A 26,719-nucleotide genomic window follows, 5' to 3' on the forward strand; every position below is an offset into this window, starting at 1 on the left:
GCCGATCTTCACGGAAATGTCGGACCCCGCTGGAATACTCCTGGAGTGATCGCAGTTTAATCGTTCGCGAAAGTGTCAGTCGCTGAAGTATTTTGCGGCGGTACCCCCTAGAACCTCCATCTCCGGCCTCGCGCGCCCGCGTGTGCCCTGAACGATTGGACCACTCACTTGACCGCTCCCGCGTCTCCCAAGGCGACGGACGGCCCACCACCGGCGGCGGACGGCGGCGGACTCGACCGCGGCGTCCTCGCGGTCGCCGCGGTCGTCGTCCTCGGCGCGATCATGTCCATCCTTGACGTGACCGTCGTCAACGTCGCGCTGAAGCACCTCGTCGAGGACTTCAACACGCCGCTCTCGACCATCCAGTGGGTGGCGACGGGCTACACCCTGGCGCTGGCCACGGTCATCCCGGTGACCGGATGGGCCTGCGCCCGGTTCGGCACCAAGCGCCTCTACATGATCTCCATCGGGCTGTTCGTCGCCGGGTCGGCGCTGGCGGGCATGGCCTGGAACGCCGAGTCGCTGATCGCCTTCCGGGTGCTGCAGGGCCTGGGCGGCGGCATGATCATGCCCGCGGGCATGACGATCCTGACCCAGGCGGCCGGCGCCCAGCGGGTCGGCCAGGTGATGAGCATCGTCGGCATCCCGATGCTGCTCGGCCCGATCGCGGGCCCGATCCTGGGCGGCTGGCTGGTCGACGACGTCTCCTGGGAGTGGATCTTCTACATCAACGTGCCGATCGGCGCGGTGGCGCTGGTCCTCGCCGCGCGGATCCTCAAGAAGGACGAGCCGCAGCCCGGCGAGAAGCTGGACTTCCTCGGCCTGGTGCTGCTGTCGCCCGGCCTGGCCGCGCTGATCTACGGTCTGGCCACCGGCGCGGAGAAGAGCGACTTCGGCCGCACCGACGTGCTGCTGGCCACGGTCGGCGGCGCGGTCCTGACCGTGCTGTTCGTCTGGCACGCGCTGCGCCGGGGCAACGAGAACCCGCTGATCGACCTGCGGCTGTTCAAGCGCCGGTCGGTGGCGGCGGCCTCCGGCACGATGGTGCTGTTCGCCTGCGCCTTCTTCGGCGCGATGCTGATCGTGCCGTTCTACTACCAGACGGTGCGCGGCGAGTCGGCGTTCGCCTCGGGCCTGCTGCTGGCCCCGCAGGGCCTCGGCGCGATGCTGACCATGCCGATCGGCGGCAAGCTCACCGACAAGCTCGGCCCGGGCAAGGTCGTGCTGGTCGGCCTGGCCACCGTGGTGCTGGGCGTGGCGGGCTTCGCCACGCTGATCACCCCGGACTCGTCCTACTGGCTGCACGCCGCCGCGCTGTTCGTGATGGGCATGGGCATGGGCATGACCATGATGCCGACCATGTCGGCGGCCATGCAGACGCTCGTGCACGACGAGGTGCCGCGGGCCAGCACCGCGCTGAACATCATCCAGCAGATCGCCGGGTCGATCGGCACCGCGTTCATCACCGTGCTGCTGGCCGCCCAGATGAGGGACCGGGGCCTGCCGAGCACCAACGAGCTCAGCGGTGGCGAGGCCGCGGCCAACGCGCCCAAGCCGCCCCCCGAGGTGCTCGCGGCGATGATGCAGAAGCTGTCGGACTCGTTCCAGACCACCTACTGGTGGTCGCTGGTGCTGCTGGCGTTCGCGTTCCTGCCGGCGCTGCTGCTGCCGCGCCGCAAGCCGGACACCACCGTCGACGCGCCGATGCCGATGCACTGACGCGTTCCGCTCACACCGGACGCCCCGGCCCGGACCCACGACGGTCCCGGGCCGGGGCGTCCGGCGTTCAGGCGCCCTGGAGTCCCTTCCGGTACTCGTCCCTCAGCAGCCGCTTGTAGAGCTTGCCGGTGGGATGGCGGGGCAGTTCGGCGCGGAAGTCCACCGAACGCGGGCACTTGTAGTGCGCCAGCCGGTCCCGGCAGTAGGCGATCAGCTCGGCCTCCAGCTCCGGCCCGGCCTCGTCGGCCGACAGCGGCTCCACGACCGCCTTGACGGCCTCGCCCATCTCCGCGTCCGGCACGCCGAACACGGCGACGTCGGCGACCTTGGGATGCACGGCGAGCAGGTTCTCGACCTCCTGCGGGTAGATGTTCACCCCACCACTGATGATCATGTAGGAGCGGCGGTCGGTGAGGTGGACGAAGCCGTCGGCGTCCACGTAGCCGATGTCGCCGAGGGTGCTCCAGCCGCGCCCCCACGGGTCGCGGGACTCGGCGGTCCTGGCCTCGTCGCCGTGGTACTCGAACGTCGGCCCGTTCCCGAAGTACAGCGTCCCCGGGCGGCCGGGCGGCAGTTCGACGCCCTCCTCGTCGCACACGTGCACCTCGCCGAGCAGCGGCCGCCCCACGGTGCCCTTGTGCGCCAGCCAGTCCTCGGAGTCGGTGTAGACGAAGCAGTTGCCCTCGGTGCCCGCGTAGTACTCCGACAGCACCGGCCCCCACCACTCGATCATCCGCTCCTTGACGGGGACCGGGCAGGGCGCGGCGGCGTGCACGGCGTGCCGGAGGCTGGACACGTCGTAGCGGGTACGGACCTCCTCGGGCAGCTTGAGCATCCGGATGAACATCGTCGGCACCCACTGGCTGTGCGTCACCCGGTACTTCTCGATCAGCGCGAGGGCCTGCTCGGCGTCGAACCTCTCCATCACCACCACGGTCGCGCCGAACCGCTGGAACGTCAGGCAGTACCGCAGCGGCGCGGCGTGGTACAGCGGGGCCGGGGACAGGTACACCGAGTCGCCGTCGGGCTGGAACAGGAACGCGATGAGGCTGTAGAGCGGGCCCGGCGTCCCCATCTCGGTCAGGGGCAGCGGCGGCTTGACGCCCTTGGGGCGGCCGGTGGTGCCGGAGGAGTAGAGCATGTCCGCGCCCTCGCGCTCCCCGGCGATGGGCGTGGGCGGATGGGCGGCGACGCGTTCCTCGTAGGACTCGAAGCCGGGGGCGGTGCCGTCCAGCATCAGGCGCAGCGACACCCGCGGGGTGCGTTCGGCGACGGCGGCGGCCGTGTCCCGCAGCGCGGCGCTGCTGATGAACACCCGGGCCTCGCAGTTGTCGACGATGTAGGCGAGTTCGTCGGCCTGGAGTCGTGAGCTGATGGCGGTGTAGTAGAGACCCGCCCGCTGCGCCGCCCAGGCGATGGCCAGGTACAGCGGGTGGTTCTCCAGCATGAACGCGATGTGGTCCCCGGCGCGCAGCCCCTCGGCGTGGAGGAGTTGCGCGAGCCGGTTCGATTCCTCGTTCAGTTCCCGGTAGGTGATGACGCGGCCCGTGCCCGCCATGATCACGGCGGGCTTGTCGGGCGTCTCCTCGGCGATCTGCCCCAGGTGCATGCGCCGCACGCTACCTCGCGGACCGCCCGAATGGAACGGTATTCGGTTTACTGGCGGATCAGACCAGCATGTGGTCGAAGTCGCCGTCCTTGGCCCCGCCGACGAAGGCCTCCACCTCCGCCCGCGTGTAGACGAGGATCGGCCCGTCCGGATAGCGGGAGTTGCGTACCGCGATCTCTCCGGTGGGCAGTTCGGCCAGCTCCACGCAGTTGCCGCTCGGGTTGCTGCGTCGGCTCTTCTGCCATATCAGGCCCTGCCGGACGGATCCTGGCAGCGCTTGGACGTCCATCGGAGACCCCCTTCTCCACCCCATGATGACACGTGATGCACGTGCATTTGTTCGTGCGAACGGTCTTGCATCTGCACGTTGTGGGGAGCAAGATAGCGAACGCCCGCCCCTGCCCACCCGCTCGCCTTGGGGTTCTGACAATGATCGTTGACCTGGCAGACGCCGCCGCGACCCACGCCCGGGGCCCCCGGCGGCCGGCCCCCGAGCACCCTCGCCGGCAACCCGACCCCGGTCCCGCGCCCGCCCGCCCGGACGCGCACCGGGATCCCGGCACCGACGCTCCGACCGTCCCCTCCGGCCTGCGCGGCTTCTGGCCGGTCCCGCACACCGGAACGCCCCGCACGGCACGCCGCGTGCTGCGCGCCGACCCCACCTGCGCGCGCGAGGCCCGCGGCTTCACCACCGCGACGCTCGCCGACTGGGGGCTCACCACCGGGGAGCGCGCCGACGACGTGGTCCTCGCGGTGTCGGAGCTGGTCTCCAACGCGCTGCGGCACGGCATGCGCGACCTGTCCCCCGGCTCCGCCCACCCCGTTCAGCTGGTCCTGCTCGGCCACCCCCGGCGGCTGGTCGCGGTGGTCACCGACCCGGGCGAGGACACGCCCGAGCCGACCGCCCACGGCGCCGAGTGGTTCGGCGAGGACGGCCGCGGCCTGCTGGTGGTCGCCGGCGTCAGCGACGCCTGGGGCTGGGCCCCGCTCAGCACCGGCGGCAAGGCGGTCTGGGCGTCGTTCGACCTGCCCCGGCCGCACACGGAAACGGCCGCCTGACACGCAGGCGGCCGCGGGGTCGTTCCGGGATCAGGCAGGCTGCTCCTCGGGCAGCGGGTCCTGCGGTCGTTCCAGCTCGTCCAGGAACGACCGCGCCCAGCGGTCCACGTCGTGCTCCAGCACGCGCTTGCGCATCACGCGCATCCGGCGCGCCTGCTCGGCGGGCGTGGAGCGGATCGCCGCCAGCAGCGCCTCCTTCAGCCCGTCGATGTCGTAGGGGTTGACCTGGAACGCGCCGCGCTTCAGCTCGGCGGCGGCCCCGGCGAACTCGCTCAGCACCAGCGCGCCCCGCAGGTCCTCCCGGCACGCCACGTACTCCTTGGCGACCAGGTTCATGCCGTCCCGCAGCGGCGTCACCACCATGACGTCGGCGGCCAGGTACAGCGCGGCCAGCTCCTGGCGGTCGTACGAGGTGTGCAGGTAGTGGATGACGGTGGTGCCGAGCTCGCTGTGCTCGCCGTTGATGTGGCCGACCTGCTGCTCGATCTGGTCGCGCAGCAGCTGGTACTGCTCGACCCGCTCCCGGCTGGGCGTGGCGATCTGCGCGAACACCGCCTCGCCCGGCTTGAGGTCGCCGTCGCTGAGCAGCTCCCCGAACGCCTGGAGCCGCTGGGCGATGCCCTTGGTGTAGTCGAGCCGGTCCACGCCCAGCAGCACGGTGCCGCCGCCGAGGTCGGCGCGGATCTCCTCGGCGCGCTCCCGCACCGCGGGCTGCGAGATCAGGTCGTGCAGCTCCTCCACGTCCACCGAGATCGGGAACGCGCGGGCGCGCACCACCCGGTCGTCCCAGTGGACGTCCTGCTTGGTGTTGCGGGTGCCCAGCAGCCGCGCGCACAGCCGCACGAAGTTGGCCGCCGCGCCGGGCAGCTGGAACCCGACCAGGTCCGCGCCCAGCAGCCCCTCCAGGATCTGGCGGCGCCAGGGCATCTGCCAGAACAGCTCCAGCGGCGGGAAGGGGATGTGCAGGAAGAACCCGATCCGCAGGTCCGGGCGCAGCTTGCGGAGCATCGCCGGGACCAGCTGGAGCTGGTAGTCCTGCACCCAGACGACCGAGCCCTCCGCCGCGACCGCCGCGGCGACCTCGGCGAACCGCTCGTTGACCCGGACGTAGGCGTCCCACATGGCGCGGTCGTACACCGGCGGCGCGACGACGTCGTGGTAGAGCGGCCACAGGGTGGCGTTGGAGAAGCCCTCGTAGTAGAGCTCGACGTCCTCCGACGACTGGAAGACCGGCACCAGACTCATGCCGTCCTCCTCGAACGGCTCCAGCCGCTCGTCGGGCGAGCCCGCCCATCCGATCCACGTGCCGTGCCGGCGCCGCATCAGCGGGGCGATCGCGCTGACCAGTCCACCCGGGCTGCGACGCCACGACAGGGACCCGTCCGCTCCGACGACACGATCCACCGGAAGCCGGTTGGCCACCACCACGAACTCGCTACCGTCCGTCACTGACGACCTGCCTTCCCGTAACCTGTTGTGACCGCCGAAGGACGGGGATCCGACCGTTCGACGTGTGTGGATCATTCTGCCCTGATCACCCGGCGTCCGAAGGACAGGTCGCCGACCGGTGATCGTTCGATCGTCCTACCCAGCGAATCGGACACCACGCACGTCAGGGGCGATCAGTTCGCCACAATTCACTGATTTGTCAGATGGAACGGTCAAATCTCACACCCGGTGCAGAACGCGCGAAGGCCGCCGCACCGGGCATCGGTGCGGCGGCCTTCGCCGGCGGGAGGGCCGCCGGAGGGTCAGACTCCGGCCGGCTCGCGTTCGGCCGCCCTGCGCCCGCCCCCGAACACGAGGGCGTCCAGGGAGAAGCGGCCCGCGCCGGTGCAGGCCAGCAGCAGGGCCGTCGCGCCGAGGATGAGCACGAGCTCGTAGCCGCCCTTGGCGGCGAACAGCCCCTTGTCGAGGTGCACGTACCACAGCGCGCCCAGCATGTTCACGGCCAGCAGCACGCCCGCGACCGGGACGAGCAGGCCCGCGATCAGGGCCACGCCGCCCAGCAGCTCCACCCAGGTGGCGAACAGGGCGGCGACCGAGGGCATCGGGATGCCGAGCCCCTTGAACATCGCGGTGACGCCGGAGTGGCCGATGTCGGTGAGCTTCTGCCAGCCGTGCGCGATGAAGATCACTCCGAGCGCGAGCCGGCCGACCAGCAGCCCGGCGTCGGGGAAGCGAGGGAACAGGGAGCCGCGCGTGGAAGTCATGGGCGGGAGTCCTCCGAGGCTTGTTGTTCAAATCTGAACTAACGCTACCAGGGTTTAGTTCAAAATCGAACCAACTAGAATCGGGGCATGACCCACAGCGACGCCCTCGACCCCCGGGAGCTGCGCGCCTGGATCGCGTTCCTGGCCGCGTCGCACCTGCTGGAGAACCGGATCGAACAGCAGCTCAAGCACGACGGCGGCCTGACCCACCCCGAGTTCGAGGTGCTGGTCAAGCTGGCGATGTCCGACGGGCGGCGGCTGCGCATGTCGGACCTGGCGCGGGAGGTGATGGTCTCCAAGAGCCGCCTCACCTACCAGGTCACCCAGTTGGAACGTGACGGTCTGGTGCGGCGCACCGCGTGCGACTCCGACCGCCGCGCGGTGTGGGCCGAGCTGACCGACAGGGGCCGCGAGGCGCTGGAGAAGGTCCGCCCCGGCCACCGCAGGGTCGTCCGGGAGAACCTGATCGACCTGCTGACCCCCGAGGAGCTGGAGGTGCTGGGCGAGGCGTTCACGCGGGTGGCCCAGCGCCTGAGCGGCTGAGATGCGCGACTTCGGCGGCCTGGTGGAGCGCACGCCGCGCCGGGTCGTGCGGCCCCGGTCGGCCCGCGACGTCGCCGCGGCGATGCCGGGCGCCGTGCCGCGCGGGTGCGGGCACTCCGACGACGGCCGCTCCCTCACCGCCGGGACGCTGCTCGACATGCGCGCGATGGCCGCCGTCGGCGAGGTGCGGCCCGGCCGGGTGGCCGTGGAGGCGGGCGCGACCTGGCGGGAGGTGCTGGACGCGACGCTGCCGCACGGCCTGGCCCCGCCCGTCCTCACCGACCACCTGGACCTGACGGTCGGCGGCACGCTGTCGGCGGGCGGGATCGGCGGCTCCTCCCACCGCCACGGCACGCAGGCCGACAACGTCCTGGACCTGGAGGTCGTCACCCCCGACGGCGCGGTCACGTCCTGCTCCCCCGCCACGCGCCCGGAGCTGTTCGACGCGGTCCGCGCCGGGGCCGGACGCCACGGGGTGATCACCCGCGCGACGCTGCGGCTGGTCGCCGTCCCCGCGCGCGTCGTCTCCTGCAAGATCCACTGCACGGGCGCCGCCGCCCTGCTGGACCGGCAGCGCGCCGTGGACGCCCCGCACGTCTTCGGCCAGGCCAAACCCCAGGACGGCCCCGGCTGGCGCTACGAGCTCAAGGCGGTGCTGCCCGCCGGATCGCCCCTGCCCGAGGGCGCCGTCGAGGCCGAGGAGCTCCCGTTCCCCGCCTTCGCCGACCGGATGCGCCCCGACGTCGAGCGGCTCGTCGCGCTCGGCGAGTGGCGGCGGCCCCACCCCTGGCAGGTCGTGCTGCTGCCCGCCGCCCGCGCCGCCGGCGTCATCGAACGGACCCTGGCGGAGACGGCGCCCGCCGACATCGGCCTCAGCGGGGTCGTGCTCGTCAAGCGGCTGGCGGTCCGGCGCGTCCCGAACCTGCGCGCCCCCGCCGACCCGGTGCTGTTCGGCCTGCTGCGCACCGCCTCCCCCGGCGCCACACCGCCCGGCCGGATGCTGGCCGCCAACCGCACGCTGCTCGAACGCGCCCGCGCGGTCGGCGGCGTCCCCTACCCACCGCTCTGAGCTGGCCCTTTTCGCGCTGGCCGCATCCGGTCGCCCTATTGAAAAAATCTTCTTTTACGTAAAAGAATGTTTTTGCGATGAGAGACATCCTGTACCTGGAGACCGTCGAGCAGGCCGAGGCCCTGCTCAAGCCGCAGCGCATCGAGGTGCTGCGGCAGCTGGCCGAGCCCCGGTCGTGCGGCGAGGTCGCCGACCGCCTCGCCCAGACCCAGCAGCGCGTCTACTACCACGTCAAACGCCTGGCGGACGCGGGCCTGGTCCACCAGGTCGCGCAGCGCCGGGTACGCGGGATCAACGAGGGCGTGTACCAGGCGGCGGCCCGTTCCTACTGGATGTCGCCGCGGCTGGTCGGCCGGATCGGCGGGCCGCGGCGCGCCCGCGACGAGATGAGCCTCGGGCACCTGCTCGACCTCATGGAGGAGGTCCAGGCCGACGTCGCCGCGCTCGACCGGTCCGCGCCCGAACTGCCGTCGATCGGCGTGTCCGGGGAGATCCGCGTGCGGCCGGAGCGGCGGCAGGAGTTCCTGGACGACCTCCGCGGCACGCTCCAGGACCTGTTCACCCGCTACGGCGGCGCCGAGGGCGACGCCTTCAAGCTCGCCGTGGCCTGCTACCCCAAGGAGGACGACCGTGAGTGAACCGATGAAGCTCAGCCTTCGCGTGAAGGCGCCCCTGAAGAACGTCCACCACGCCCTGACCGACCCCGCCGAGCTGCGCACCTGGCTCGCCGAGCACGCCGAGGTGGACCTGCCGGACCGGTTCGGGTTCTGGGGGCGGTACACGCCCGAGGGCGACCGGCCCCGGCAGCGCCTGCTGCACGCCGACGACCACGTCCTGCGCTTCGTGTGGCGGCTCGACGACGAGGACACCACCGTCGAGCTCGCCCTGGAGGAGGAGGCCCCGGACGCCACGGTCGTCCGCTACACCCAGACCAACGTGCCCGGCTGGCAGGCGGCCGTCATGGAGGAGAACCACCGCGCGCTGATGCACACGTTCTGGGCGCTGGCGCTGGCCAACCTCGCCGACCACCTGGAGGGCCGCCCGCTCACCGGCTTCTGCGACTTCACCTCGCCCGAGATGCGCAACCAGGTCCACATCGACGCGCCGCCGCAGGCGGTCTACGACTCCCTCATGAAGCCCGAGGAGTTCCGCCGCTGGTTCGGCGCGAACGTCGACATCGAGCCGCGCGTCGGCGGCCGGTTCGCGATGGGCGGCTTCGACCTGGACCCCCACCCCGCCACGATCGTCGACCTGGAGCCCGGCCGCCGCTGCTCGCTCCGGTGGTCCGATGACATGACCTCCTCCTGGGAGCTGGAGGGCAGCGACGGCGGGACCCGGCTGACGTTCGTGCAGAGCGGGTTCGACGAGGGCAACCCGTCCTACGGCTCCTGGATGGGCTGGCTCAGCGGCGTCGCCGAGCTGCGCCGCTACCACGAGATCCCCGACTGGCGCCCGCTGTGGCTGGAGGTGCACCTGGAGGGCGTTCCGGAGGGGATGCTCAGCTACGAGTAGACCGGGTGCGCGTTCTGGAACGCCAGCCGCTCGTCGGCACCGGCGGCGACCCGGTCGAGGAGGTCGTCCAGCTCCATGAACACCTCCCAGCGCTCCCGGCCGGACGCCGCCGCCAGCCGGTCCACGACGCGGTCCTCCAGGCCGGGGACGCGCTTGGCCTTCCACACCTTGTCGGCCAGGCTGACCAGCAGGTCGTCCAGGCCGGTCCCCGGCGCGTCCCAGTCGGCGTGGGTGCGCGCGAAGCGGGCCAGACGCTCCTCCACGCCGCGCGACCGCAGCAGCGCGTACCCCGCCTCCTCGTGCGCGGACCCCGGGCCGGACAGCTCGGCGGGGTGCAGCGCCTTGCCGATGTCGTGGGTGGCCGCGCCGAACAGCACCGCCTCGGCGTCCACCCCGGCGGCCGGGTGGTGCTCGGCCGTCCAGGCGACCAGGACGCGCGCCACGTCGTGGACGAGCCGCAGGTGGGCGCGGAGCCGGGGCGGGGCGCCGGTGTCGGCCAGCAGCCGGGCGGCCCGGTCCGGGAGCGGGGCGGGCTCGGACGTCGCCCCGGTCACCGCTGGGCGAGCGCGACGGTCGCGGCGTTCGGCAGGTCCGCCAGGGCCTTGCCGGGGACCAGCAGCTTGGAGGCGCGCAGCCCGCTGCCGATGACGACCTGCGGGGCGGCGGCGACGGCCTCGTCCACCAGGACCGGCCAGCCGGCGGGCAGCCCGACCGGGGTGATGCCGCCGTACTCCATCGCGGTCAGCCTCGTCGCGTCGTCCATCGGCGCGAACGACGCCTTCCGCGCGCCCAGGTGCCTGCGGACCACGCCGTTGACGTCGGCGCGGTCGGTCGCCAGCACCATGCAGGCCGCGTAGGCGACCTCGCCGCCGCGCCTGGCCACGACGATCACGCAGTTGGCGCTGGCCTCCAGGGGCACCGCGTAGTGCTCGCAGAACGCCGCCGTGTCCGCCAGCGCGGGGTCGATCGCGGCGGCGAGCGCGTCCGGCACCGCGCCGACCGCCGCCGCGACGGGGGCGGCGAGCAGGTCCGGGTGCCCGCCCGCGGGCCGCCAGTCCAGGTTCCCGACCAACGTGTGCTCCTTCCGGTCCGGAAAGGCCCACTCTGCCAGACCGGACGGCGGGCTTTCAGGAGCGCGGGGGCAGGCGGGGAACGCCGAGCCGCGGCCGGTCGCCGGGGTCGGGGGTGTGGGCGGGGTGCCGCCCGAGCTCGTCCAGGGCGGCCTGGACGGCGCGTTCCAGCTGGGTGTCGACGCCGCGCGCGTAGTCCTGCGGCGTGATGTCGACCTCGATGTCGGGGTCGGTGCCGTAGTTCTCGATCCGCCAGCCGACGTCGTCGAACGCGAACGAGAACTCCGGCTGCGTGGTGACGGTCCCGTCGGCCAGCTCGTGCCGGGGCGAGATGCCGATCACCCCGCCCCAGGTCCGCTTGCCGACCAGCGGGCCGAGCCCGCGCAGCTTGAACGCGTGGCAGAACACGTCCCCGTCCGACCCGGCCAGCTCGTTGGTCAGCGCCACGATCGGCCCGCGCGGCGACTCGGGCGGGTACGGCTCGGGCACGCCCCAGCGCGGGAAGTCGTAGCCGACGCGCCTGCGGGCCAGCTTCTCCAGCAGCAGCGCCGACACGTGGCCGCCGCCGTTGAACCGCACGTCCACGATCAGCGCCTCGCGGTCGTACTCGGTGAGGAACCCCCGGTGGAACTCGGCGTACCCTTCGGGCCCCATGTCGGGGACGTGCAGGTAGCCGACGCGGCCGCCGGTGCGTTCGTGGACGAGGGCGCGGTTGCGCCGCACCCAGTCGCGGTAGCGGACCGGGCGCTCGTCACCGAGCGCCCGCACCACCACGGTGAACGGCTCCCCGCCGTCGCGCACCAGGGTCAGCTGCACCTCCTGCCCGGCCTGGTTGACCAGGCGCTGGTTGGGGGTGGCCTGCGCGCCGACCGGCTGCCCGTTGACCGCCACCAGCACGTCGCCGGGCCGCACGTCCATGCCGGGCCGGTTGAGCGGCGAGGTGGCGCGGTCGTCCCAGCGGTCGCCGTCGGCGATCCGGGCGATGCGGTAGGTCCCGCCGGAGACGTCCCAGTCCACGCCCAGCTTGCCCTGCCAGTAGTGCGGGCGGTCGCGGTACTCGCCGCCGCTCTCGTAGGCGTGGGAGGTGCCGAGCTCGCCCTGCAGCTCCCACAGCAGGTCGGAGAACTCGGCGCGGGTGGAGACCCGGTCGATCAGCGGCAGGTAGCGGCGGTACACCTCGTCCCAGTCCAGGCCGGACATGTCCTTGGCCCAGAAGTGCTCGCGCTGGAGCCGCCACGCCTCGCGGAACATCTGCCGCCACTCGGCCTCGGGCAGCACCGACACCTTGACGCGGTCCAGGTCGATCCAGCCGGTCGCGCGGCCCGGATCGCGGTCCTCGGGGGGCGTCTCGCCCGCCTCGACCAGCCGCAGCCGGTCGCCGGACCGGTACAGCAGCGTCCTGCCGTCGCGGCCCAGCCGGAAGTCGTCGACCTCGGCGACCAGCTCCTCGGCCTGCTGCTTGTCGAGGTCGTAGCAGTGCAGCGTGCCCGACACCTCCTCGGCGTACCGGTCGCCGAGGCTCCCCTCGACCGGGAACGTCGTGTAGAGCACCTTGCCCTTGATCCCGGCGATCCGGTCGTAGCGCGCCTCGGGCACCGGGAACGCGATGACCCGTTCCTCCAGCCCGTCGGTGTCGATGACCAGCGGTTCGTCCTTCTCCTTGTCTCCCTTGTCCTCCTTGCCCTCTTTGTCATCCTTGTCGTCCTTGCGGTCGGCGTCGCCCTGCTCGGTCAGCGGCCGGGGCTCGGGCACGAACGGCGACCCCACGTCCCGCCGCAGCGCGATCGCGTAGGGCCGCGTGCCGAGCGGGAACCCCAGGTCGAAGTGCAGCGAGTCGTAGACGGGGTTGAAGACGCGCTCGCCGATGAAGTACAGGTACCGGCCCTCGGGGTCGAACGCCGGGCGGTAGTCGCGCACGACCGGCCGCGTCGCGGCGAACGTCTCCCCCGTCTCGGCGCGGCACAGCCTCACGGCGGTGGTGCGGGCGGTGTCGGGGCAGGCGTAGGCCAGCCACGCCCCGTCGAACGACCAGGCCAGGTCCGCGATCGTCCCGAACCGGCTCGTCTCGACCACGGTGACCCGCGGCGCGGCGCGGTCCGCGGACGGGAGGTCGACCAGCAGCAGCTCGTTGCGGTGGTTGGCGACGGCGACGCGGTCGGCGGCGGGCGAGACCTCCAGCTCGACGGCGCGGCCGACGTCGGCCTCGACGCGCAGCGGCGGCACGGTGCCGTCGGCGGTGAGCACCACCAGCGTCTCCCGGTCGCCCTCGTCGCTGGCCGCCGCGACCAGCCGCCGGTGGTCGTTCAGCCAGGTCAGCAGCCGGTAGCGGACGCCGTCGGACTCTCCGTGCTGGCGCACCGGGCCCTCCCACCCGGCGAAGGTGAACGCCTTGCCCCGCGTCGTGATCGCCAGTCCGCTGCCGTCCGGGCCGGGCCGCGCGCCGTCGAGGTACTCGGCGGCGTCGACGAACCGGCGGTCGCGCTGCGGCCGGGAGCTGCCGAGCCGGACGCCGAGGCGGTGCGACCGGTTCTCGGCCGGGTCGAGCAGGTACAGGTCGGCGTGGCAGTGGTAGACGAGGCGGCGGCCGTCGCTGGACAGGTTGCGGGCGTAGTAGTCGGCGTGGTCGGTGTGGCGGCGCAGGTCGGCGCCCTCGGGGGTGCAGGAGTAGACGTTGCCGACGCCCTCGTGGTCGGACAGGAAGAACACGCGCCCGCCCACCCAGCAGGGGGAGGCGAGGTTGCCGGGCAGCGTGATGAGGCGCCGGAAGCGCCCGGTGCCGAGCGGGTCGACCCACAGGTCCCCCGCGGTGCCGCCCCGGTAGCGTTTCCAGCGGGCGGGGTCGGCGGTGTTGCGGCCCAGCACCACGCCGCCGGACGGGCCGTGGGAGATGGTCTTGGCGGGCCCGTAGGGCAGGCGCCGCGACGGCCCTCCCTCGGGGCTGACGCGGTAGAGCCAGGTGTGGCCGTAGAACGGCTGCCCCGCGTCGCTGGCGTAGACGATGGACCCGTCGGGGGTCCAGCCGGTGACGGTGCAGTGCGCGCCGTGGAAGGTCAGCCTCCGCGCCGTGCCGCCGTCGGCGGGCATGACGTAGACCTCCTCGGGCCCCTCCTCGCGGCCGACGAACGCCAGCAGCGAGCCGTCCGGGGACAGCCGCGGACAGGTGACGGCGGCGACGCCCGCGGTGAGCCGGAACGCCCGTCCGCCCACCGCGGGCACCATCCACAGATCGTCCTCGGAGACGAAGACGATCACGTCATGAAAGATCGTTGGGAAGCGCAGGTATCCCGGCACGATCCTCCGTCCGCCTCCAAGACCCCGCGGGTCACCGCTCCTGCGGCCGCGGCTCGGACGGCTGCTGCGGCGGCGCGGCGACCGGCCGCTGGGCCGACTGTCTCTTCGCCTGCTTGGCGGCGCGGCTGGCCTTGATGGCCTCCCGCTTGGCCTTGCCCGACTTCGGAGCCTTTCCCTGGCTCATGTTCCCCCCTATGGAACCGTGCACTCCGGAAGTCGCATCGCCCTCGGCACTACCAACAATCCCCCGATCACCGGAAATGTAATCCCAGCTCGGAAGGGGTGCCGGAAATTCGGCGACCGTCACGAACCCAGGTAGCGCAGCACGGCCAGGACACGTCGGCTGTAACCGGACGCGTGGGACAGGTCGAGCTTGTCGAAGATGGCGTTGACGTGCTTCTCGACCGCGCTCTGCGACACGTGGAGCTGCGCGGCGATCGCGGCGTTGGTGCGGCCCTGCGCCATGTGCTCCAGCACGTCGCGCTCGCGGGGGGTGAGCCGGGTCAGCGGGTCGGTGTGGGTGCTGCGGGTCAGCAGCTGCCGCACCACCTCGGGGTCGAACGCCGCGCCGCCCGCGCCGACCCGCTCCAGCGCGTCCAGGAACTCGTCCACCTGCGCGACCCGGTCCTTGAGCAGGTAGCCGACGCCGGTGGTGTCGGTGGTGATCAGCTCGGTGGCGTAGCGCTTCTCGACGTACTGCGACAGCACCAGCACCGCCACGCCCGGCCACCGCCGCCGGATCTCCAGCGCGGCGCGCAGGCCCTCGTCGGTGTGGGTGGGCGGCATCCGCACGTCCACCACCACGATGTCGGGCCGCTCCCGCGCGACCTCCGCCAGCAGCGCGTCGCCGTCGCCGACCGCCGCCAGGATCCGGTGCCCCTCCTCCGCCAGCAGCCGCGCCAGGCCCTCGCGCAGCAGTGTGGAGTCCTCGGCCAGCATCACCCGCACGGCAGCTCCGCGACGATCACGGTCGGCCCGCCGGGCGGGCTGTCCACGGTGAAGGCGCCGTCCAGCGCCGCGACGCGGCGGGCCAGCCCCGCCAGGCCGCTGCCGCGCGGGTCGGCCCCGCCGGTCCCGTCGTCCTCGATACGCACACCGATCATCTTGCCGTCTCCGGCGACCCGCACCGACACCCCGGCGGCGCCCGAGTGCTTGGCGGCGTTGGTGACGGCCTCGCAGACGACGAAGTAGGCGGCGGTCTCGACGGCGTGCGGGGGGCGCTCGGACACGTCGAAGTCGATGGTCACCGGGATGGCGGACCGTTCGGCGACCGTCTCCAGCGCGGCGCGCAGCCCCTCGCGGTCCAGCGCCGCCGGGTACACGCGCCAGGCGACCTCCCGCAGGTCCTGCAACGCGCGCTGCGACTCCTCGTGCGCCTGCCGGAGCAGTTCCCGGGCGCGTTCGTCGTCCCCGGCGCGGCGCGCCCGCCCGATCAGCATGCCGAGGGCGACCAGGCGCTGCTGGACGCCGTCGTGCAGGTCGCGTTCGATGCGGCGGCGCTCGTCGTCGACGGCGTCGACCACCTCGGCGCGGGTCACCGACAGCTGGGCGATGCGCCGCTCGTACTCCTCCAGGGGGCTCGGGCCGAGGCTGCGGCGGGCCACCTTGCGTTCCAGCGCCACCACGCCGACCAGCCCCTGGACCGCCAGGAACAGCAGCACCGTCCCGGCGATCGCGATGTAGGTGACGATCATGGGGGTGCCGGGGATGCCGTCCAGCGGCTTGCCGGGCCCCCACCAGCCCCAGGCGAGCCGGACGGCGGTGAGGGCCCCGTACCCGATCAGCGCCAGGATCACGCCGCCCAGCAGCCCGACCGGCACCCGCAGCACCAGGTAGGCCAGCGCCCGCAGCGTCCCGAACTCGATGCGCTGGACGTGCCCGAAGCAGATCGCCAGCCGCCGCAGCTCCCACCGGCTGACCGCGACCGCCCCCGACGCCACCACCTTCGGCACCGAGCGCCGGCCGCGCGAGAACGCCAGCGCGTAGGCCATCAGCACCGCCGACACGGCCAGCAGCGCCGCCTCCACGACGGCGGAGGCGGCGCCGAGGCCGAGCCCCAGCGCCGCCCGCGCGGGTCGCGGCCACCGCCGCACGTCGGGAACCGGCAGTTCAGTGGTTGACGCGGTCACGTTCGAATTCTCGCCGATACACGGGCCGGTCGACGTTCGGGCGGGCGCCCGGGGACGGCCGCGGCGCGCGGCGGTTCCGCACGACGCGGACGGCCAGGAACACCACGGCCGCGAGCGCGACCACCCCGAGCACGGCCTTGGAGTAGACGCCGACGTACTGCTCGACGACGTGCCAGTTGTCGCCCAGCAGGTAGCCGGCCAGCACGAACGCGGTGTTCCACAGGGCGCTGCCGAGGGTCGTGTAGAGCAGGAACGTCGTCATCGGCATCCGCTCGACCCCGGCCGGAACGGAGATCAGGCTCCGGAAGATCGGGATCATGCGGCCGAAGAACACCGCCTTGGCGCCGTGCCGGGCGAACCACGCCTCGGTGCGGTCCAGGTCCTCCAGCTTGACCAGCGGCAGCCGCGCCACCAGCGCGCGGATCCGGTCGCGGCCGATCGCCGCGCCGATCCAGTAGAGGGCGAGCGCGCCCACCACCGACCCGAGCGTGGTCCACAGCAGGGCGCCGGCCAGGCTCATCCCGCCCTGCGCGGCGGTGAACCCGGCCAGGGGGAGGATCACTTCGCTGGGCAGCGGTGGGAACAGGTTCTCCAGGGCGATCGCCAGTCCCGCGCCGGGCGCGCCCAGCTTCTCCATCAGGTCGGTCGCCCAGCCGGCGATGCCACCGAGGGGTTCGGAGTTCGTCGCAGTGATCATGTCTACGACGTTAGGGAGCGGGCGGGGCCGTCACCATGGGATGCGCCCTCCACCCGGCCTGACAGGATCCGCAGCGCCACCCTGCGGAAAACCACACCCCCGGCGGGCTCAGGCGGCGGTCTCGCGCTCCCGGCGGTTCTGCCGGACGCGCACCGCGACGAACGCGGCCACCGCGAGGACCGCCACCACCAGCACGATCTTGGAGTACATGCCGACGTAGCCCTCGACGGACTGCCAGTTGTCGCCGAGCAGGTAGCCGGCCATGACGAAGGCGGCGTTCCACAGTCCGCTGCCCAGGGTGGTGTAGGTCACGAACTTCACCGGCCGCATGCCCGCCACCCCCGCCGGGATGGAGATCAGGCTGCGGAACACCGGGATCATGCGGCCGAAGAACACCGCCTTGGAGCCGTGCCGCTCGAACCACGCCTCGCTCCTGTCGAGGTCCTCCACCTTGACCAGGGGGATCCTGCCCACGAGGCGCCGCATCCGGTCCCGGCCGATGAGCGCGCCGAGCCCGTAGAGCACCAGCGCGCCCAGCACCGACCCGAGCGTGGTGCACACCAGCGCCGCGACCAGGCTCATGTCGCCCTGGGCGGAGGCGAACCCGGCCAGCGGCAGCACCACCTCGCTGGGGATCGGGGGGAACAGGTTCTCCAGGGCGATCGCCAGCCCCGCGCCGAGCGCCCCCAGCTTCTCCATCAGGTCGGTCGCCCAGCCCGCGAAACCGCCCTTGGGCTCGGACTGCTGGGCCGCGTACACGTGGACCGCGTGTGAGAAAGCGCTCATCATGCTGTGCCGCCGGGAACCGCCCGGCCTCAGGCCACCACCTCCGCGCCGACCCGATACCCACCGGTCCGCGTTCGGCACATGACGAACGTCACACCGACCGCCCGGTTCAGCGGGTGTTCCGGGGTGACCTGCGGCTCTGCGGGAGGCGGTCCACGAAACGGCCGAGGCGTTCGGCGGTGCCCTGGAGCGGGCTGACGGTCGCGTTCAGCTGCTCGATGGCGCCCTGCATCTGGGCGATCGTCCCGGCCAGCGGGCTGAGCTCCTCCACCGTGTGGTGGAGCGGGCCGACGGCCGAGCCGAGCTCCTCGAGGGCGGGCACCACCCGCGACAGCTCGCGCAGGTCGCCGATCGCCTCGGCGAGCTCCTCCAGCGCGGGGGCGACGGCGGCGAGGCGTTCCAGGTCACCGGCCACGTGCGGCAGGGCCTCGGCGGCGTCGGCCAGGCGGCCGAGCTCCCCGGCGACCTCCCCGAGGCGGTCCAGCGAGGGCACCGCGTCCGACAGCGACTCCAGGCTGGCGGCGGCGCGGGCGAGCCGTTCCAGGGAGTCGGCCAGCCTCGGCAGCACGGCGACGGCCTCGGCCAGCGCGGCGGTCGCGGCGAGCGCCGCCGCGGATCCGGCCGCCACGGCCCGCACGCCGTGCGCGGCCAGCCTGAGCGGCGAGGGCACGCCCATGACACCTCCCTGGATCGGTGCCCCGATTGTGCCGTCTCCCCGGTTTCCGGACCAAGAGCGAGCCGGTTTCGGTCATCGGCTCCGGACGAGCAAGAGGAAGATTCTTTTCTGATCGACTTTTCCGAAAACTGACCTTCCTATAGGTTCACAACGTTTTGTGAAGCACATTCATGATCAGACCCCGCCTTAGATCATGAAAGGATCCCCGCGATGACCACGGCGACCGGCATGGTCGCGGTCGTGCTGACGAGCCTGTCCCTGCTGGCGCTGCTGGCCGCCGCACGAGGCCGCACGACACGAACCGCTCCCACCGACGGGGCCCCGGCCCCGAACCCTTCGACACCCGACGAGACGGCCCGCTTCCGCAGACCCGCGCCCGGGACGGTCCAGCATGTCACCCCGTCTCCCGAGGCGGCGCATCCCACGCCGTCCCGGCCCGAACCCGCCTGGCCCGAGCCCGAGCCGGCCGAGCCCGAACGGCTCCAGCCCGAACGGTTCCACGCCGACCGGGCGCAGCCCACGGCGACGGGCCCCGAGGAGTACCCGGAGTCGATGACGGCCGTGCTGGAGCCCGACGCCGAGGAGTACCTGGCCTGGCTGGCGGACTACCACTGGCCCTGCGACGAGTACCTCGACCTGGAACTGCGCTGGCGGCACGAGCTGGACCCGTTCGGCACGCCGGACCCGGCCGAGACGCCGCAGTGCCCGCAGTGCCTGCTGCGCCTGGAGGACGTGTGGCCGTGCCACCAGTGCGGGCGGCTGCTGCACTCCTCCTGCGGCCACGGGATGCGCCGCCGCGAGGTGGAGCACCCCTACCGTTCGCACGCCGCCGGATTCGAGGCCGTGATCGCCGAATGGATCTGCACGGGCTGCACTTCGGTGGTGGGCCTGGACGTCGGGGACGACGACCTTCCGCGTTGATCGACAAACCTTGTCAAAGGTAAATCTTTTGCCAGCTATCCGCTTTTCGGTCACGTAAGTACGCGCGTACTAAGCTTCCGAAACTCATCACGCAGCGCGACGAGCCACCGACGAACAGCTCCCGATCCCGCCGCTCGGAGCGGGCCGGCCCGGTCGGCCGTTGACGGCCGCGGGCTCAGGAGCCGGTGAGGTCCTCGCGGGTCACGCCCCGTTCGGCCATCTTGTCCTCGAGCTCGGCGCCCAGCGACGGGCGGGTGTCCGGCTCGGACCCGGACCCCTGGTCGGCCCGGCGGTCCGGGTCGCCTCCCGGACGCGTCACGGCCTGGTCGGTGTCGCGGGTCTTCGGTCGGTTCTCCTCGGGCGTGGTCATCGTGTTCCCCCTCGTGTATGGGCCGTTCTCGGTGTCACGGGATGTCGGAGGCGTCGTTGTCGGGCACGGGCCGGCCCTCGGTGCGGCCGTACCCGGCGCCTCCCGCCGGCTGGCCGCCGCCCGTCGTGCCGGTGCCGCCGATCACTCCGGCGGAGTCGGCGTCGGCCTCCTCGGGCGAGACGCGCCGGGTCGCGCGGACGCCGGGACGCCGGTTCCGAAAGCGCGGGTCGTCCTCGGCGTGGCTCGCCAGCTCCTCGGCCAGCTCCCGGGGATCTTTCTCGTTTCGGTCCATGACCTGCGCCTACCCGATGGATCACGGAATACGCGGGACCGCGGAGCCGATGAGAGGACCGTCACCCTCCCGGGCGGACCCGCCGGGCGGGCCGCCGGTCGGACCGGGAGGCCGGGCCCTGGACGGGCACCGGATAGCGGGGCTTGGCGTGGTGCCTGCTGATGTTGCGCTCCAGCAGCTCGGTGGTCTCGCGGACCCCGGCGGTGGTCCCGTCGGCGGCGGGCAGCCGCCCCTCGTCGCGCTTGAGCCGCACCAGCGCCGCCTCGATGGCGTCGTGCGCGGCGAACAGGCACGGGGTGCTGTAGATCGCGACGTCCACGCCCAGCTCGGCCAGCTCCGGCAGCGACAGCCGGGGGGACCGGCCGCCCGCGATCTGGTTGAACAGCAGCGGCTTGTCGCCGACCACCGTCCGGATCCGCCGGATCCACTCCACGCTGCGCACGCCGTCCACCAGCACGACGTCGGCGTCGGTGGCGGCCAGCGCCTCGGCACGCCGCAGGATCTCCTCGTCGGTGTCGGCGTCGGTGCGGGCGACCACCACCAGGTCCCGCCGGGTGCGCAGCACCAGGTCGAGCTTGGCCAGGTACTCCTCCAGCGGCAGCAGCAGCTTGCCGTCCGCGTGCCCGCACCGGCGGGGACGCCGCTGGTCCTCCAGGATCACCCCGGAGGCGCCGATCCGCTCCAGATGCTCCACCACGTGGCAGGCGACCTCGGGGTCCACGTACCCGTCGTCGATGTCCACCAGCAGGTGCTGCCGGGGGAAGGCCAGCCGGAGGCGCTGCACGAACGCCACCATGTCGGGCCAGGCGATGAACCCGATGTCGGGCAGGCCGTAGTGGGAGGCCGCGAAGCCGAAGCCGGAGACGAACATGCCGTCGTAGTGCCGCGCCGCCAGGGAGGCCGAGAACATGTCGTACACCCCGACGAGCGGGGTGACCCCTTCGGCCAGGATCTCGCGACGCAGCGCTTCTCCGTAGTGCACGACTGCTCCTGGGATCGTGTCGACCGGACGGCGCCGGATCCGCCGGGGCGTCCGCGTGCGTTACGCGAACATTCACTCATGTGCACCGCGAAGAGAGCATCAACACCGTTTCAGCCCCGGCAAAAATGACCTTCGTCAAGGCCGCGGACCTCTCAGGCCAGGCGGCGCCGGATCCGGTCCGAGATCTGGTCCACGGCGACGACCAGGACCAGGACGACCAGGATGTGGGTGGCCATCTGGTCGAAGCGGAACAGCTTGATGGACTGGTTGATGAGGAAGCCGATGCCGCCCGCGCCGACCAGGCCGAGGACCAGGGACGAGCGGACGTTGACGTCCAGGCGGTAGAGCAGCAGGCCGACCAGCTGCGGGAAGACGGTGGGCAGGACGGCGTGCGCGACGGTCTGGACGCGGGAGGCGCCGAGGACGCGCAGGGCGTCGCGGGGGCCCGGGTCGCTCTCCTCCATCGCCTCGGCCCACAGCTTGCCCATGACGCCGATGTTGTGGAGGACGAGGGCCAGGACCCCGGCGAAGGGGCCGAGGCCGACGGCGGTGACGAAGATGAGCGCGAAGACCACGTCCGGGACCGAGCGGAGGAAGGACAGGACCGAGCGCGACACCTGGTAGGTGGCGGGGCCGTAGGTGGTGGTGCGGGACGCCAGGACCGCCAGGGCCAGGGCGAAGGGCACCGACAGGCTCGTGCCCAGCAGGCCGATGGCGAAGGTGACTCCGGCGGCGCGGAGGCTGGGGCCGAGGACGGTGTCCCAGTCCAGGTCGGGCGGGAGGGCGTCGCCGAGGAAGTCGGCCATGCCCCGCCAGCCGGTGGCCAGGGCGGCGGGGGACATGTCGGTGCCGCGCCAGGCCAGCACGTGGACCACGACGACCAGCGCGGTGACCGACCACGCGGCCGGGGAGGGGCCGCGGCGGCGCGGCGGGGCCGGGACGGTGGTCGTCATCGGACGGGCTCCGTGATCGTCATGGGGGCGTAGAGGGCGGTCAGGTCGGCGTCGGTGAGGGTCGCGGGGGCCGCGTCGAACGCCACCCGTCCGCCCGCGAGGCCGACCACGCGGTCGGCGTGGCGGCGGGCCAGGTCCGGCTGGTGCAGGACGGCGGCGACGGCCAGGCCGTCGGCGGCCAGGTCCTTCAGGAGCGCGACGACCTGCTCGGCGGCGCTGGGGTCCAGCGCGGAGACCGGCTCGTCGGCCAGGACCACGGTGGCCTGCTGGCAGAGCGCCCGCGCGATGGCCACCCGCTGCTGCTGGCCGCCGGACAGGCGGCCGGCCCGTTCCGCGGCGCGGTCGGCGAGGCCCACCCGGTCCAGGCAGGCCATCGCCTCCTCGCGGAGCGTCCGGGGGAACAGCAGGGGCGACAGCGACCGGCCCAGGGGCAGCCGCCCCAGGGCGCCCGCGCAGACGTTGTCCAGCGCGGTGCGGCGGCCGACCAGGTGGATCCGCTGGAAGACCATGGCCGCGCGGCCGGTGCCGCCGACGGAGATCTCGCCGGCGTCCGGGCGGTCCAGGCCGACGACGCAGCGCAGGGCGGTCGACTTGCCCGAGCCGTTGGCGCCGAGCACGGCGACGAACTCGCCCGGCGCCACCTCCAGGTCGACGCCGTCGAGCACGGTGCGCCCGTCGAACGCCTTGCGCAGCCCGCGGATGTGCAGCGACATGCGGATCAGACGTCCTTCTCGGTCAGCCCCATGGTGGAGGCCAGGTCGAACAGCGGCTTGTAGGTGTCCCTGGTGACCGCGACCATCGGACCGGGCGGGTCCACGTCCAGGAACGCCCCGACCTTGGCCACGTCGGCGGCGCCGAGTCCCAGCAGCGCCTTGGCCACGCGGTCCCGGAACGCCGGGTCGAGCTTGTCGCTGACGGTGATGGGGTCGTTGGGGATCGGCGCGGAGGTCCAGATCCGGCGGTGGCGGGCCGGATCGAACTGCCCGGCGGCCTTGGCGGTGGCGAGCTGCTGGCTGTTGATCTCGGCGGCGTCGACCTTGCCCTTGGTCAGCGCGAGCAGTGCCTCGGGGTGGCCGCCGGCGTACTGGATCCGCACGTCCCGGTCGGGCACCCCGGCCTGCCTGAGGGCGTAGCGGGGCAGCGCGTCGCCGGAGGTCGAGCCGGTGGCGCCCAGCGCGAGCGACCTGCCCCTCAGGTCGGCGACCGTCCTGACCGGCGAGTCGGCGGGAACCCAGATCCCGGCCGTGTAGGTGGTCAGCCTGCCGCCGCCGTCGGCGAACGACGCCAGCGGCACCGCCCCGGCCCGCTGGCTGGCGAACACGAACCCGAGCGGGCCGAACTGGGCGATCTCCAGTCGGCCGTTGCGCATCGCCAGCACCTCGGCCGAGTAGTCCTCGACGACCTGGAGCTCGACCGGGCATCCCAGCCGGGCCTGGAGCGCGGTGGCCATGATCTGGTAGGCGGGCTTCAGCTTGGCCGGGTCCTCGTAGGGTTCGATCCCGAACCGGACCCTGCCGCCCGGGCAGGCGGCCGAGGAGCCCCCGCCCTCCGGAGCGGAGCCGCACGCCGACAGGGCCAGGACCGACGCGGTCAGCGCGGCGGCGGCACGTTTGGTGATCTTCATCGTCTCTCTCCAGGGAGGTGGGTCGCGGACTTCAGTCGAGGAGGTCGTCGAGGACCGCGGGGGCCAGGCCGAGCGCGGTGGTCATGCCGATCCCGGACGTCACCGAGACCACCCGGACACCGTCCGCCGGGGTCTCGACCAGGAACGGCTCGGGGGCCGACGCGTACACCCCGCGCCACCGCTCGCGCACCCGCAGGCGCGGCACTCCCAGCAGCCGCGCGGTCTGGGCGAGCACCAGCTCGTCCAGCCGTTCGGACCGGTAGGGGCTCGGGGTGCGCGCGTACGCGTGGGTGTCGCCGATCGTCAGGTCGCCGTCGGGGAGCTGTGTGAACATCAGGTTGAGGCCGCAGTCGAGCAGCTCCGCGTGCTCGCGCGACAGCCGTTCCCGGACCGCGCCGGCGCTGGGGCACTCCGCGAAGCCGCCGTAGCGCAGCAGCGAGAACCCGGTCAGCACCGCCGGGTCGACCGTACGCCCGTGCGGGTCGGCGACCCGCAGCATGTGCAGCGAGCACCGCCGCACCCGCCGCCGCTCGGCCAGTTCGGGGAAGTGGCGGTCCACGTCGTGTCCCACCGCGACCACGACGCGGCGGCCCCGCACGACTCCGCGGCTGGTGGCGACCTCGCCGGGCCCGATGCCGTGCGCGGTGGTCGACCACAGGAACCGCACGCCCCGTCCGGCCAGCGCCGCCGCGATCGCGTGGACGGCCCGGCGCGGGTCGACCCGCAGGTCCAGCGGCAGGAACGCGCCGCCCACCACCCCGTCGCCCACGGGCACACGGGCGCGCACCGCCGGCTCGTCCAGCAGCCGCACCTGGTCGCCGCGCAGGGCGGCGAACTCCTCCAGCACCGCCATCTCGTCCGCGGCGCGCGCCACGACGACCGTGCCGCTCTCGCGCACCCGCACGTCCGCCTCCTTGGCGAGCGCGAGCCAGCCCTCGCGGGCGGCCAGCGCGTACTCCAGCGCCCGTCCGGACTGCGCGGTCAGGCAGCCGTGACCGAAGTTGCGCACCGAGGCGCCCCGGGCCCGCTCGTCGCGTTCGACCACGACCACCGACAGGCCGCGGCGGACGGCGGCGTACGCGTGCGCCAGCCCCACTATCCCGGCGCCGACCACGACCACATCACTTGTCATGACAAGAACATTCGGTGCCCGTGATCGAGGTCGTCAACAGTGCGGACGAGAAGTCCAGAAGCTGTTTACCCCTCGTTAACGATGCAGGTGAAAGCGTTAAACTCCTGACGCAGCCCGCTTCCGCGACGTGTCATGACATGTATAGTCACCCTCGTGGAGACGCCGCTGCACGAGCAGATCGCCGACGACCTCCGGCGCCGCATCGCCTCCGGCGAGCTGGCGGTCGGCGCGCCGCTTCCGTCCGAGTCGCAGATGTGCGCGCAGTGGAACGCCTCGCGCGGACCGGTCCGCCAGGCGCTCGCCGCGCTGCGCGCCGAAGGCATGATCGGCGGCGGCCGCGGCAAGCCGCCGGTGGTGCGGCGCCGCGCGCTCAGCCAGCCCTTCGAGACCTTCCTGTCCTTCTCCAGCTGGGTCCAGGGCATGGGGCACACGCCCGGGCAGCGCACGCAGGAGATCGCCCTGCGGCCCGCCCCGGCCGACGTCGCCGACGCTCTCGACCTGGAGGAGGGCACCCCGGTCGTCCAGCTGCTGCGCCTGCGCCTGATCGACGGCACCCCCACCATGCTGGAACGCACCACCTTCGTCGAGCCCGTCGGACGCATGCTGTTCGACTTCGACTGCGACTCCGGTTCGCTCTACGCCCACCTCGGCGCGCGGGGGGTGGACATGTCGGTGGCCCGCCACCTCATCGACGCGGTCGCCGCCGACGAGACCGACAGCCGCCTCCTCGGCGTCCCCGCGGGCTTCCCGCTCCTGCGCGAGAGCCGCACGGCGGGCGGCGTGGACGGCCGCCCCGTCGAGTACTCCGACGACCGCTACCGCCCCGACATGGTCAGCTTCACCATCGAGAACGTCCAGCAAGCGCAGCCCGCCCTGCTGCGCAGCTGGCAGGCATCCCAAGGAGACCAATGATCGAGCTCGTCGCCCTGGACATGGCCGGCACCACCGTCCAGGAGCACGGCGCCGTCTACGTCGCCCTCCGCGAGGCCGTCGAGGCGGCGGGCGGCGCCCCCTCGGCCGAGGACGTCCGGCGCTGCATGGGCGCCGACAAGCGCGAGGCCATCACCGAACTCCTCGCCCACCCCTCCCCCGCGACCGTCGACGCCGCCTTCGACGACTTCCACCGGCGGCTGGCCGCCGCCTACCGCACCACCCCGCCCGCGCCGCTGCCCGGCGTCGAGAAGGCCCTGGCCACCCTCCGCGCCGCCGGTGTCAAGGTCGCCCTCACCACGGGCTTCGACCGGACCGTCCTCGATAGCCTGCTGGCGGTGCTCGGCTGGGACGACACCGTCGTGGACGCCGTCGTCTGCGCCGACGACGTCCCCGCGGGCCGCCCCGCCCCCTACATGATCTTCCGGGCGATGGAGGCCACCGGCACCCGGTCCGTCGACCGCGTCCTCACCGCGGGCGACACCGTCCGCGACCTCCAGGCCGGGACCAACGCCGGCGCCGCCATGGTCGTCGGGGTCCTCACCGGAGGCCTGACCGCCGAGCGACTCGGCGCCGAGCGCCACACCCACCTGCTGCCCAGCGTCGCCGGCATCCCCGCCCTCCTCGGCCACTGACCCCGGCCGACCGCACGGCGGAAAACCCGCAACAGCCGTGACCGGGCCTGGAGACGAACTCACCGCAGACCCTCCACACCAGCGGGCCGAGCTGGACCCCCGGTGTTTCCGCCGGTCGACGAAGCGCGGTTCCATGCCGCCGCTCCAGTCCTGGTTCAACGGGGTGGCCCTGCCGCCGGGTGACGGCCGGCGCCGATCCACGTCAGCGGGCGGCCGGGCTTCGCCTGTCACCAGGGGCAAGCGACCGCTTCCGGCTCGGCACGACCGGCGCCCTCGGCGTCTGGACGTCGGAGTCGGTCCCCCTGAGGCGGGTGACCGCACCGGCCACCGGCTCCAAAGCCATGATCCAGATCGTCGCGATCCCCTGGCCCGCCGCCTCACCGGGGATACCCAGGACCGCGCCCGGAGGGGGTCCCGGCGGTCGGCGGTCGGCGGTCGGCGGTCGGCGGTCGGCGGTCGGCGGTCGGCGGTCGGCGGTCGGCGGTCGGCGGTCGGCGGTCGGCGGTC

At 73.0% G+C, this 26,719-nt stretch carries 29 protein-coding genes; 9 read left to right on the plus strand and 20 right to left on the minus strand.

All coding sequences use genetic code 11. From position 1 onward, the window contains the following. The first annotated feature begins 168 nt into the window (after positions 1-168). On the plus strand, positions 169-1,719 hold the full coding sequence (locus tag AKI01S_RS27095; RefSeq protein ID WP_067824028.1) for a DHA2 family efflux MFS transporter permease subunit: 1,551 nt from the start codon (positions 169-171) through the stop codon (positions 1,717-1,719). A 67-nt stretch (positions 1,720-1,786) separates the two neighbouring features. Here AKI01S_RS27095 and AKI01S_RS27100 read toward each other — a convergent pair whose 3' ends face one another. Then, positions 1,787-3,328 carry an acyl-CoA synthetase gene (locus AKI01S_RS27100; RefSeq protein WP_067824031.1) on the minus strand — a complete coding sequence of 514 codons (1,542 nt, stop codon included), beginning with the start codon at positions 3,326-3,328 and terminating at the stop codon, positions 1,787-1,789. Between the two features lie 58 nt (positions 3,329-3,386). Continuing rightward, a complete protein-coding gene (locus AKI01S_RS27105) occupies positions 3,387-3,617 on the minus strand; it encodes a DUF397 domain-containing protein (RefSeq protein ID WP_067824034.1) in 231 nt (76 codons plus the stop codon). Positions 3,618-3,757: 140 nt separating this feature from the next. On the opposite strand from AKI01S_RS27105, the gene AKI01S_RS27110 reads away from it, so the two are divergent. Beyond that, entirely contained in the window at positions 3,758-4,387 is a 630-nt protein-coding gene (locus AKI01S_RS27110; RefSeq protein WP_084000296.1) for an ATP-binding protein, read from the plus strand. Positions 4,388-4,417: 30 nt separating this feature from the next. On the opposite strand, the gene AKI01S_RS27115 is transcribed toward AKI01S_RS27110, so the two are convergent. Together AKI01S_RS27115 and AKI01S_RS27120 are read right to left on the minus strand one after the other, a co-directional pair. Continuing rightward, a complete protein-coding gene (locus AKI01S_RS27115) occupies positions 4,418-5,836 on the minus strand; it encodes an alpha,alpha-trehalose-phosphate synthase (UDP-forming) (RefSeq protein WP_067824037.1) in 1,419 nt (472 codons plus the stop codon). Positions 5,837-6,138: 302 nt separating this feature from the next. After that, on the minus strand, positions 6,139-6,600 hold the full coding sequence (locus tag AKI01S_RS27120) for a DoxX family protein (RefSeq protein ID WP_067824040.1): 462 nt from the start codon (positions 6,598-6,600) through the stop codon (positions 6,139-6,141). A gap of 87 nt (positions 6,601-6,687) precedes the next feature. On the opposite strand from AKI01S_RS27120, the gene AKI01S_RS27125 reads away from it, so the two are divergent. The 4 genes from AKI01S_RS27125 (at position 6,688) to AKI01S_RS27140 (ending at position 9,724) form a co-directional block, all read left to right on the plus strand. Beyond that, positions 6,688-7,143, plus strand: a complete 456-nt coding sequence (locus AKI01S_RS27125; RefSeq protein ID WP_067824043.1) for a MarR family winged helix-turn-helix transcriptional regulator — start codon at positions 6,688-6,690, stop codon at positions 7,141-7,143. A 1-nt stretch (position 7,144) separates the two neighbouring features. Then, positions 7,145-8,212 (plus strand): FAD-binding protein, encoded by a 1,068-nt coding sequence (locus AKI01S_RS27130; RefSeq protein WP_067824046.1) that lies wholly within the window; start codon positions 7,145-7,147, stop codon positions 8,210-8,212. A 77-nt stretch (positions 8,213-8,289) separates the two neighbouring features. Then, complete coding sequence (locus tag AKI01S_RS27135; protein ID WP_067824049.1) at positions 8,290-8,850, plus strand: ArsR/SmtB family transcription factor; 561 nt, start codon at positions 8,290-8,292, stop codon at positions 8,848-8,850. Continuing rightward, positions 8,843-9,724: an SRPBCC family protein gene (locus AKI01S_RS27140; protein WP_067824052.1), complete on the plus strand. Its 882-nt coding sequence runs from the start codon at positions 8,843-8,845 to the stop codon at positions 9,722-9,724. Before AKI01S_RS27135 ends, AKI01S_RS27140 begins: the two co-directional genes overlap by 8 nt. Here the strand turns inward: AKI01S_RS27140 and AKI01S_RS27145 are convergent. The 9 genes from AKI01S_RS27145 to AKI01S_RS27180 form a co-directional block, all read right to left on the minus strand. Continuing rightward, a complete protein-coding gene (locus AKI01S_RS27145; protein ID WP_067824056.1) occupies positions 9,715-10,278 on the minus strand; it encodes an HD domain-containing protein in 564 nt (187 codons plus the stop codon). The two genes, AKI01S_RS27140 and AKI01S_RS27145, sit on opposite strands and share 10 nt — an antisense overlap. Continuing rightward, positions 10,275-10,796 carry a YbaK/EbsC family protein gene (locus tag AKI01S_RS27150; RefSeq protein ID WP_067824059.1) on the minus strand — a complete coding sequence of 174 codons (522 nt, stop codon included), beginning with the start codon at positions 10,794-10,796 and terminating at the stop codon, positions 10,275-10,277. Before AKI01S_RS27150 ends, AKI01S_RS27145 begins: the two co-directional genes overlap by 4 nt. A 55-nt stretch (positions 10,797-10,851) precedes the next feature. Beyond that, the gene (locus AKI01S_RS27155) at positions 10,852-14,085 is read right to left on the minus strand and encodes a S41 family peptidase (protein WP_067824061.1); all 3,234 of its coding nucleotides are present in this window, start codon (positions 14,083-14,085) and stop codon (positions 10,852-10,854) included. 31 nt (positions 14,086-14,116) lie between these two features. After that, entirely contained in the window at positions 14,117-14,269 is a 153-nt protein-coding gene (locus AKI01S_RS50880) for a hypothetical protein (protein ID WP_157420173.1), read from the minus strand. 119 nt (positions 14,270-14,388) lie between these two features. After that, positions 14,389-15,033 carry a response regulator gene (locus AKI01S_RS27160; protein WP_067824065.1) on the minus strand — a complete coding sequence of 215 codons (645 nt, stop codon included), beginning with the start codon at positions 15,031-15,033 and terminating at the stop codon, positions 14,389-14,391. Next, positions 15,024-16,214 (minus strand): sensor histidine kinase, encoded by a 1,191-nt coding sequence (locus AKI01S_RS27165; protein WP_245681799.1) that lies wholly within the window; start codon positions 16,212-16,214, stop codon positions 15,024-15,026. The genes AKI01S_RS27160 and AKI01S_RS27165 overlap by 10 nt, the downstream gene beginning before the upstream one ends. Beyond that, positions 16,195-16,911, minus strand: coding sequence for a DedA family protein (locus AKI01S_RS27170; RefSeq protein ID WP_067824071.1), 717 nt, complete (start codon positions 16,909-16,911; stop codon positions 16,195-16,197). Before AKI01S_RS27170 ends, AKI01S_RS27165 begins: the two co-directional genes overlap by 20 nt. A 108-nt stretch (positions 16,912-17,019) precedes the next feature. Then, complete coding sequence (locus AKI01S_RS27175; protein ID WP_067824109.1) at positions 17,020-17,697, minus strand: DedA family protein; 678 nt, start codon at positions 17,695-17,697, stop codon at positions 17,020-17,022. 109 nt (positions 17,698-17,806) lie between these two features. After that, positions 17,807-18,373: a hypothetical protein gene (locus AKI01S_RS27180; protein ID WP_067824074.1), complete on the minus strand. Its 567-nt coding sequence runs from the start codon at positions 18,371-18,373 to the stop codon at positions 17,807-17,809. A gap of 210 nt (positions 18,374-18,583) precedes the next feature. On the opposite strand from AKI01S_RS27180, the gene AKI01S_RS27185 reads away from it, so the two are divergent. Next, positions 18,584-19,294 carry a hypothetical protein gene (locus AKI01S_RS27185; protein WP_067824077.1) on the plus strand — a complete coding sequence of 237 codons (711 nt, stop codon included), beginning with the start codon at positions 18,584-18,586 and terminating at the stop codon, positions 19,292-19,294. Between the two features lie 175 nt (positions 19,295-19,469). Here the strand turns inward: AKI01S_RS27185 and AKI01S_RS27190 are convergent, their stop codons facing one another. The 7 genes from AKI01S_RS27190 to AKI01S_RS27220 all read right to left on the minus strand — a co-directional run bounded on the left by AKI01S_RS27190 (position 19,470) and on the right by AKI01S_RS27220 (position 24,647). Continuing rightward, positions 19,470-19,664 carry a hypothetical protein gene (locus AKI01S_RS27190; protein WP_067824080.1) on the minus strand — a complete coding sequence of 65 codons (195 nt, stop codon included), beginning with the start codon at positions 19,662-19,664 and terminating at the stop codon, positions 19,470-19,472. A gap of 34 nt (positions 19,665-19,698) precedes the next feature. Continuing rightward, the gene (locus tag AKI01S_RS27195) at positions 19,699-19,956 is read right to left on the minus strand and encodes a hypothetical protein (protein WP_067824083.1); all 258 of its coding nucleotides are present in this window, start codon (positions 19,954-19,956) and stop codon (positions 19,699-19,701) included. Between the two features lie 61 nt (positions 19,957-20,017). Further along, positions 20,018-20,938, minus strand: coding sequence for an isocitrate lyase/PEP mutase family protein (locus AKI01S_RS27200; protein ID WP_067824086.1), 921 nt, complete (start codon positions 20,936-20,938; stop codon positions 20,018-20,020). Positions 20,939-21,090: 152 nt separating this feature from the next. Further along, positions 21,091-21,891, minus strand: coding sequence for a phosphonate ABC transporter, permease protein PhnE (phnE, locus tag AKI01S_RS27205; protein ID WP_067824089.1), 801 nt, complete (start codon positions 21,889-21,891; stop codon positions 21,091-21,093). Further along, the gene (locus AKI01S_RS27210) at positions 21,888-22,604 is read right to left on the minus strand and encodes a phosphonate ABC transporter ATP-binding protein (RefSeq protein WP_067824092.1); all 717 of its coding nucleotides are present in this window, start codon (positions 22,602-22,604) and stop codon (positions 21,888-21,890) included. Before AKI01S_RS27210 ends, phnE begins: the two co-directional genes overlap by 4 nt. Before the next feature lie 5 nt (positions 22,605-22,609). Further along, positions 22,610-23,515 carry a phosphate/phosphite/phosphonate ABC transporter substrate-binding protein gene (locus tag AKI01S_RS27215; RefSeq protein ID WP_067824095.1) on the minus strand — a complete coding sequence of 302 codons (906 nt, stop codon included), beginning with the start codon at positions 23,513-23,515 and terminating at the stop codon, positions 22,610-22,612. Between the two features lie 31 nt (positions 23,516-23,546). Beyond that, the gene (locus AKI01S_RS27220; RefSeq protein WP_067824098.1) at positions 23,547-24,647 is read right to left on the minus strand and encodes a TIGR03364 family FAD-dependent oxidoreductase; all 1,101 of its coding nucleotides are present in this window, start codon (positions 24,645-24,647) and stop codon (positions 23,547-23,549) included. Between the two features lie 153 nt (positions 24,648-24,800). Here AKI01S_RS27220 and AKI01S_RS27225 point away from each other — a divergent pair, with 153 nt between their 5' ends. Both AKI01S_RS27225 and AKI01S_RS27230 read left to right on the plus strand, forming a co-directional pair. Next, complete coding sequence (locus AKI01S_RS27225) at positions 24,801-25,559, plus strand: GntR family transcriptional regulator (protein ID WP_157420175.1); 759 nt, start codon at positions 24,801-24,803, stop codon at positions 25,557-25,559. Next, complete coding sequence (locus AKI01S_RS27230) at positions 25,556-26,212, plus strand: phosphonatase-like hydrolase (protein ID WP_067824104.1); 657 nt, start codon at positions 25,556-25,558, stop codon at positions 26,210-26,212. Before AKI01S_RS27225 ends, AKI01S_RS27230 begins: the two co-directional genes overlap by 4 nt. The last annotated feature ends 507 nt before the right edge of the window (positions 26,213-26,719 follow it).

The sequence above is a fragment of the Actinomadura kijaniata NBRC 14229 genome, from assembly GCF_001552175.1.
GTDB classification, from domain to species: Bacteria; Actinomycetota; Actinomycetes; order Streptosporangiales; family Streptosporangiaceae; genus Spirillospora; species Spirillospora kijaniata.

Excerpts from the sequence above, each read along its gene's own strand:
- AKI01S_RS27100 (WP_067824031.1), bottom strand. The coding sequence starts at position 3,328 with ATGCACCTGGGGCAGATCGCCGAGGAGACGCCCGACAAGCCCGCCGTG.
- AKI01S_RS27105 (WP_067824034.1), bottom strand. The coding sequence starts at position 3,617 with ATGGACGTCCAAGCGCTGCCAGGATCCGTCCGGCAGGGCCTGATATGG.
- AKI01S_RS27110 (WP_084000296.1), top strand. The coding sequence starts at position 3,758 with ATGATCGTTGACCTGGCAGACGCCGCCGCGACCCACGCCCGGGGCCCC.
- AKI01S_RS27120 (WP_067824040.1), bottom strand. The coding sequence starts at position 6,600 with ATGACTTCCACGCGCGGCTCCCTGTTCCCTCGCTTCCCCGACGCCGGG.
- AKI01S_RS27125 (WP_067824043.1), top strand. The coding sequence starts at position 6,688 with ATGACCCACAGCGACGCCCTCGACCCCCGGGAGCTGCGCGCCTGGATC.
- AKI01S_RS27130 (WP_067824046.1), top strand. The coding sequence starts at position 7,145 with ATGCGCGACTTCGGCGGCCTGGTGGAGCGCACGCCGCGCCGGGTCGTG.
- AKI01S_RS27135 (WP_067824049.1), top strand. The coding sequence starts at position 8,290 with ATGAGAGACATCCTGTACCTGGAGACCGTCGAGCAGGCCGAGGCCCTG.
- AKI01S_RS50880 (WP_157420173.1), bottom strand. The coding sequence starts at position 14,269 with ATGAGCCAGGGAAAGGCTCCGAAGTCGGGCAAGGCCAAGCGGGAGGCC.
- AKI01S_RS27170 (WP_067824071.1), bottom strand. The coding sequence starts at position 16,911 with ATGATCACTGCGACGAACTCCGAACCCCTCGGTGGCATCGCCGGCTGG.
- AKI01S_RS27175 (WP_067824109.1), bottom strand. The coding sequence starts at position 17,697 with ATGAGCGCTTTCTCACACGCGGTCCACGTGTACGCGGCCCAGCAGTCC.
- AKI01S_RS27180 (WP_067824074.1), bottom strand. The coding sequence starts at position 18,373 with ATGGGCGTGCCCTCGCCGCTCAGGCTGGCCGCGCACGGCGTGCGGGCC.
- AKI01S_RS27185 (WP_067824077.1), top strand. The coding sequence starts at position 18,584 with ATGACCACGGCGACCGGCATGGTCGCGGTCGTGCTGACGAGCCTGTCC.
- AKI01S_RS27190 (WP_067824080.1), bottom strand. The coding sequence starts at position 19,664 with ATGACCACGCCCGAGGAGAACCGACCGAAGACCCGCGACACCGACCAG.
- AKI01S_RS27195 (WP_067824083.1), bottom strand. The coding sequence starts at position 19,956 with ATGGACCGAAACGAGAAAGATCCCCGGGAGCTGGCCGAGGAGCTGGCG.
- phnE (WP_067824089.1), bottom strand. The coding sequence starts at position 21,891 with ATGACGACCACCGTCCCGGCCCCGCCGCGCCGCCGCGGCCCCTCCCCG.
- AKI01S_RS27210 (WP_067824092.1), bottom strand. The coding sequence starts at position 22,604 with ATGTCGCTGCACATCCGCGGGCTGCGCAAGGCGTTCGACGGGCGCACC.
- AKI01S_RS27215 (WP_067824095.1), bottom strand. The coding sequence starts at position 23,515 with ATGAAGATCACCAAACGTGCCGCCGCCGCGCTGACCGCGTCGGTCCTG.
- AKI01S_RS27220 (WP_067824098.1), bottom strand. The coding sequence starts at position 24,647 with ATGACAAGTGATGTGGTCGTGGTCGGCGCCGGGATAGTGGGGCTGGCG.
- AKI01S_RS27230 (WP_067824104.1), top strand. The coding sequence starts at position 25,556 with ATGATCGAGCTCGTCGCCCTGGACATGGCCGGCACCACCGTCCAGGAG.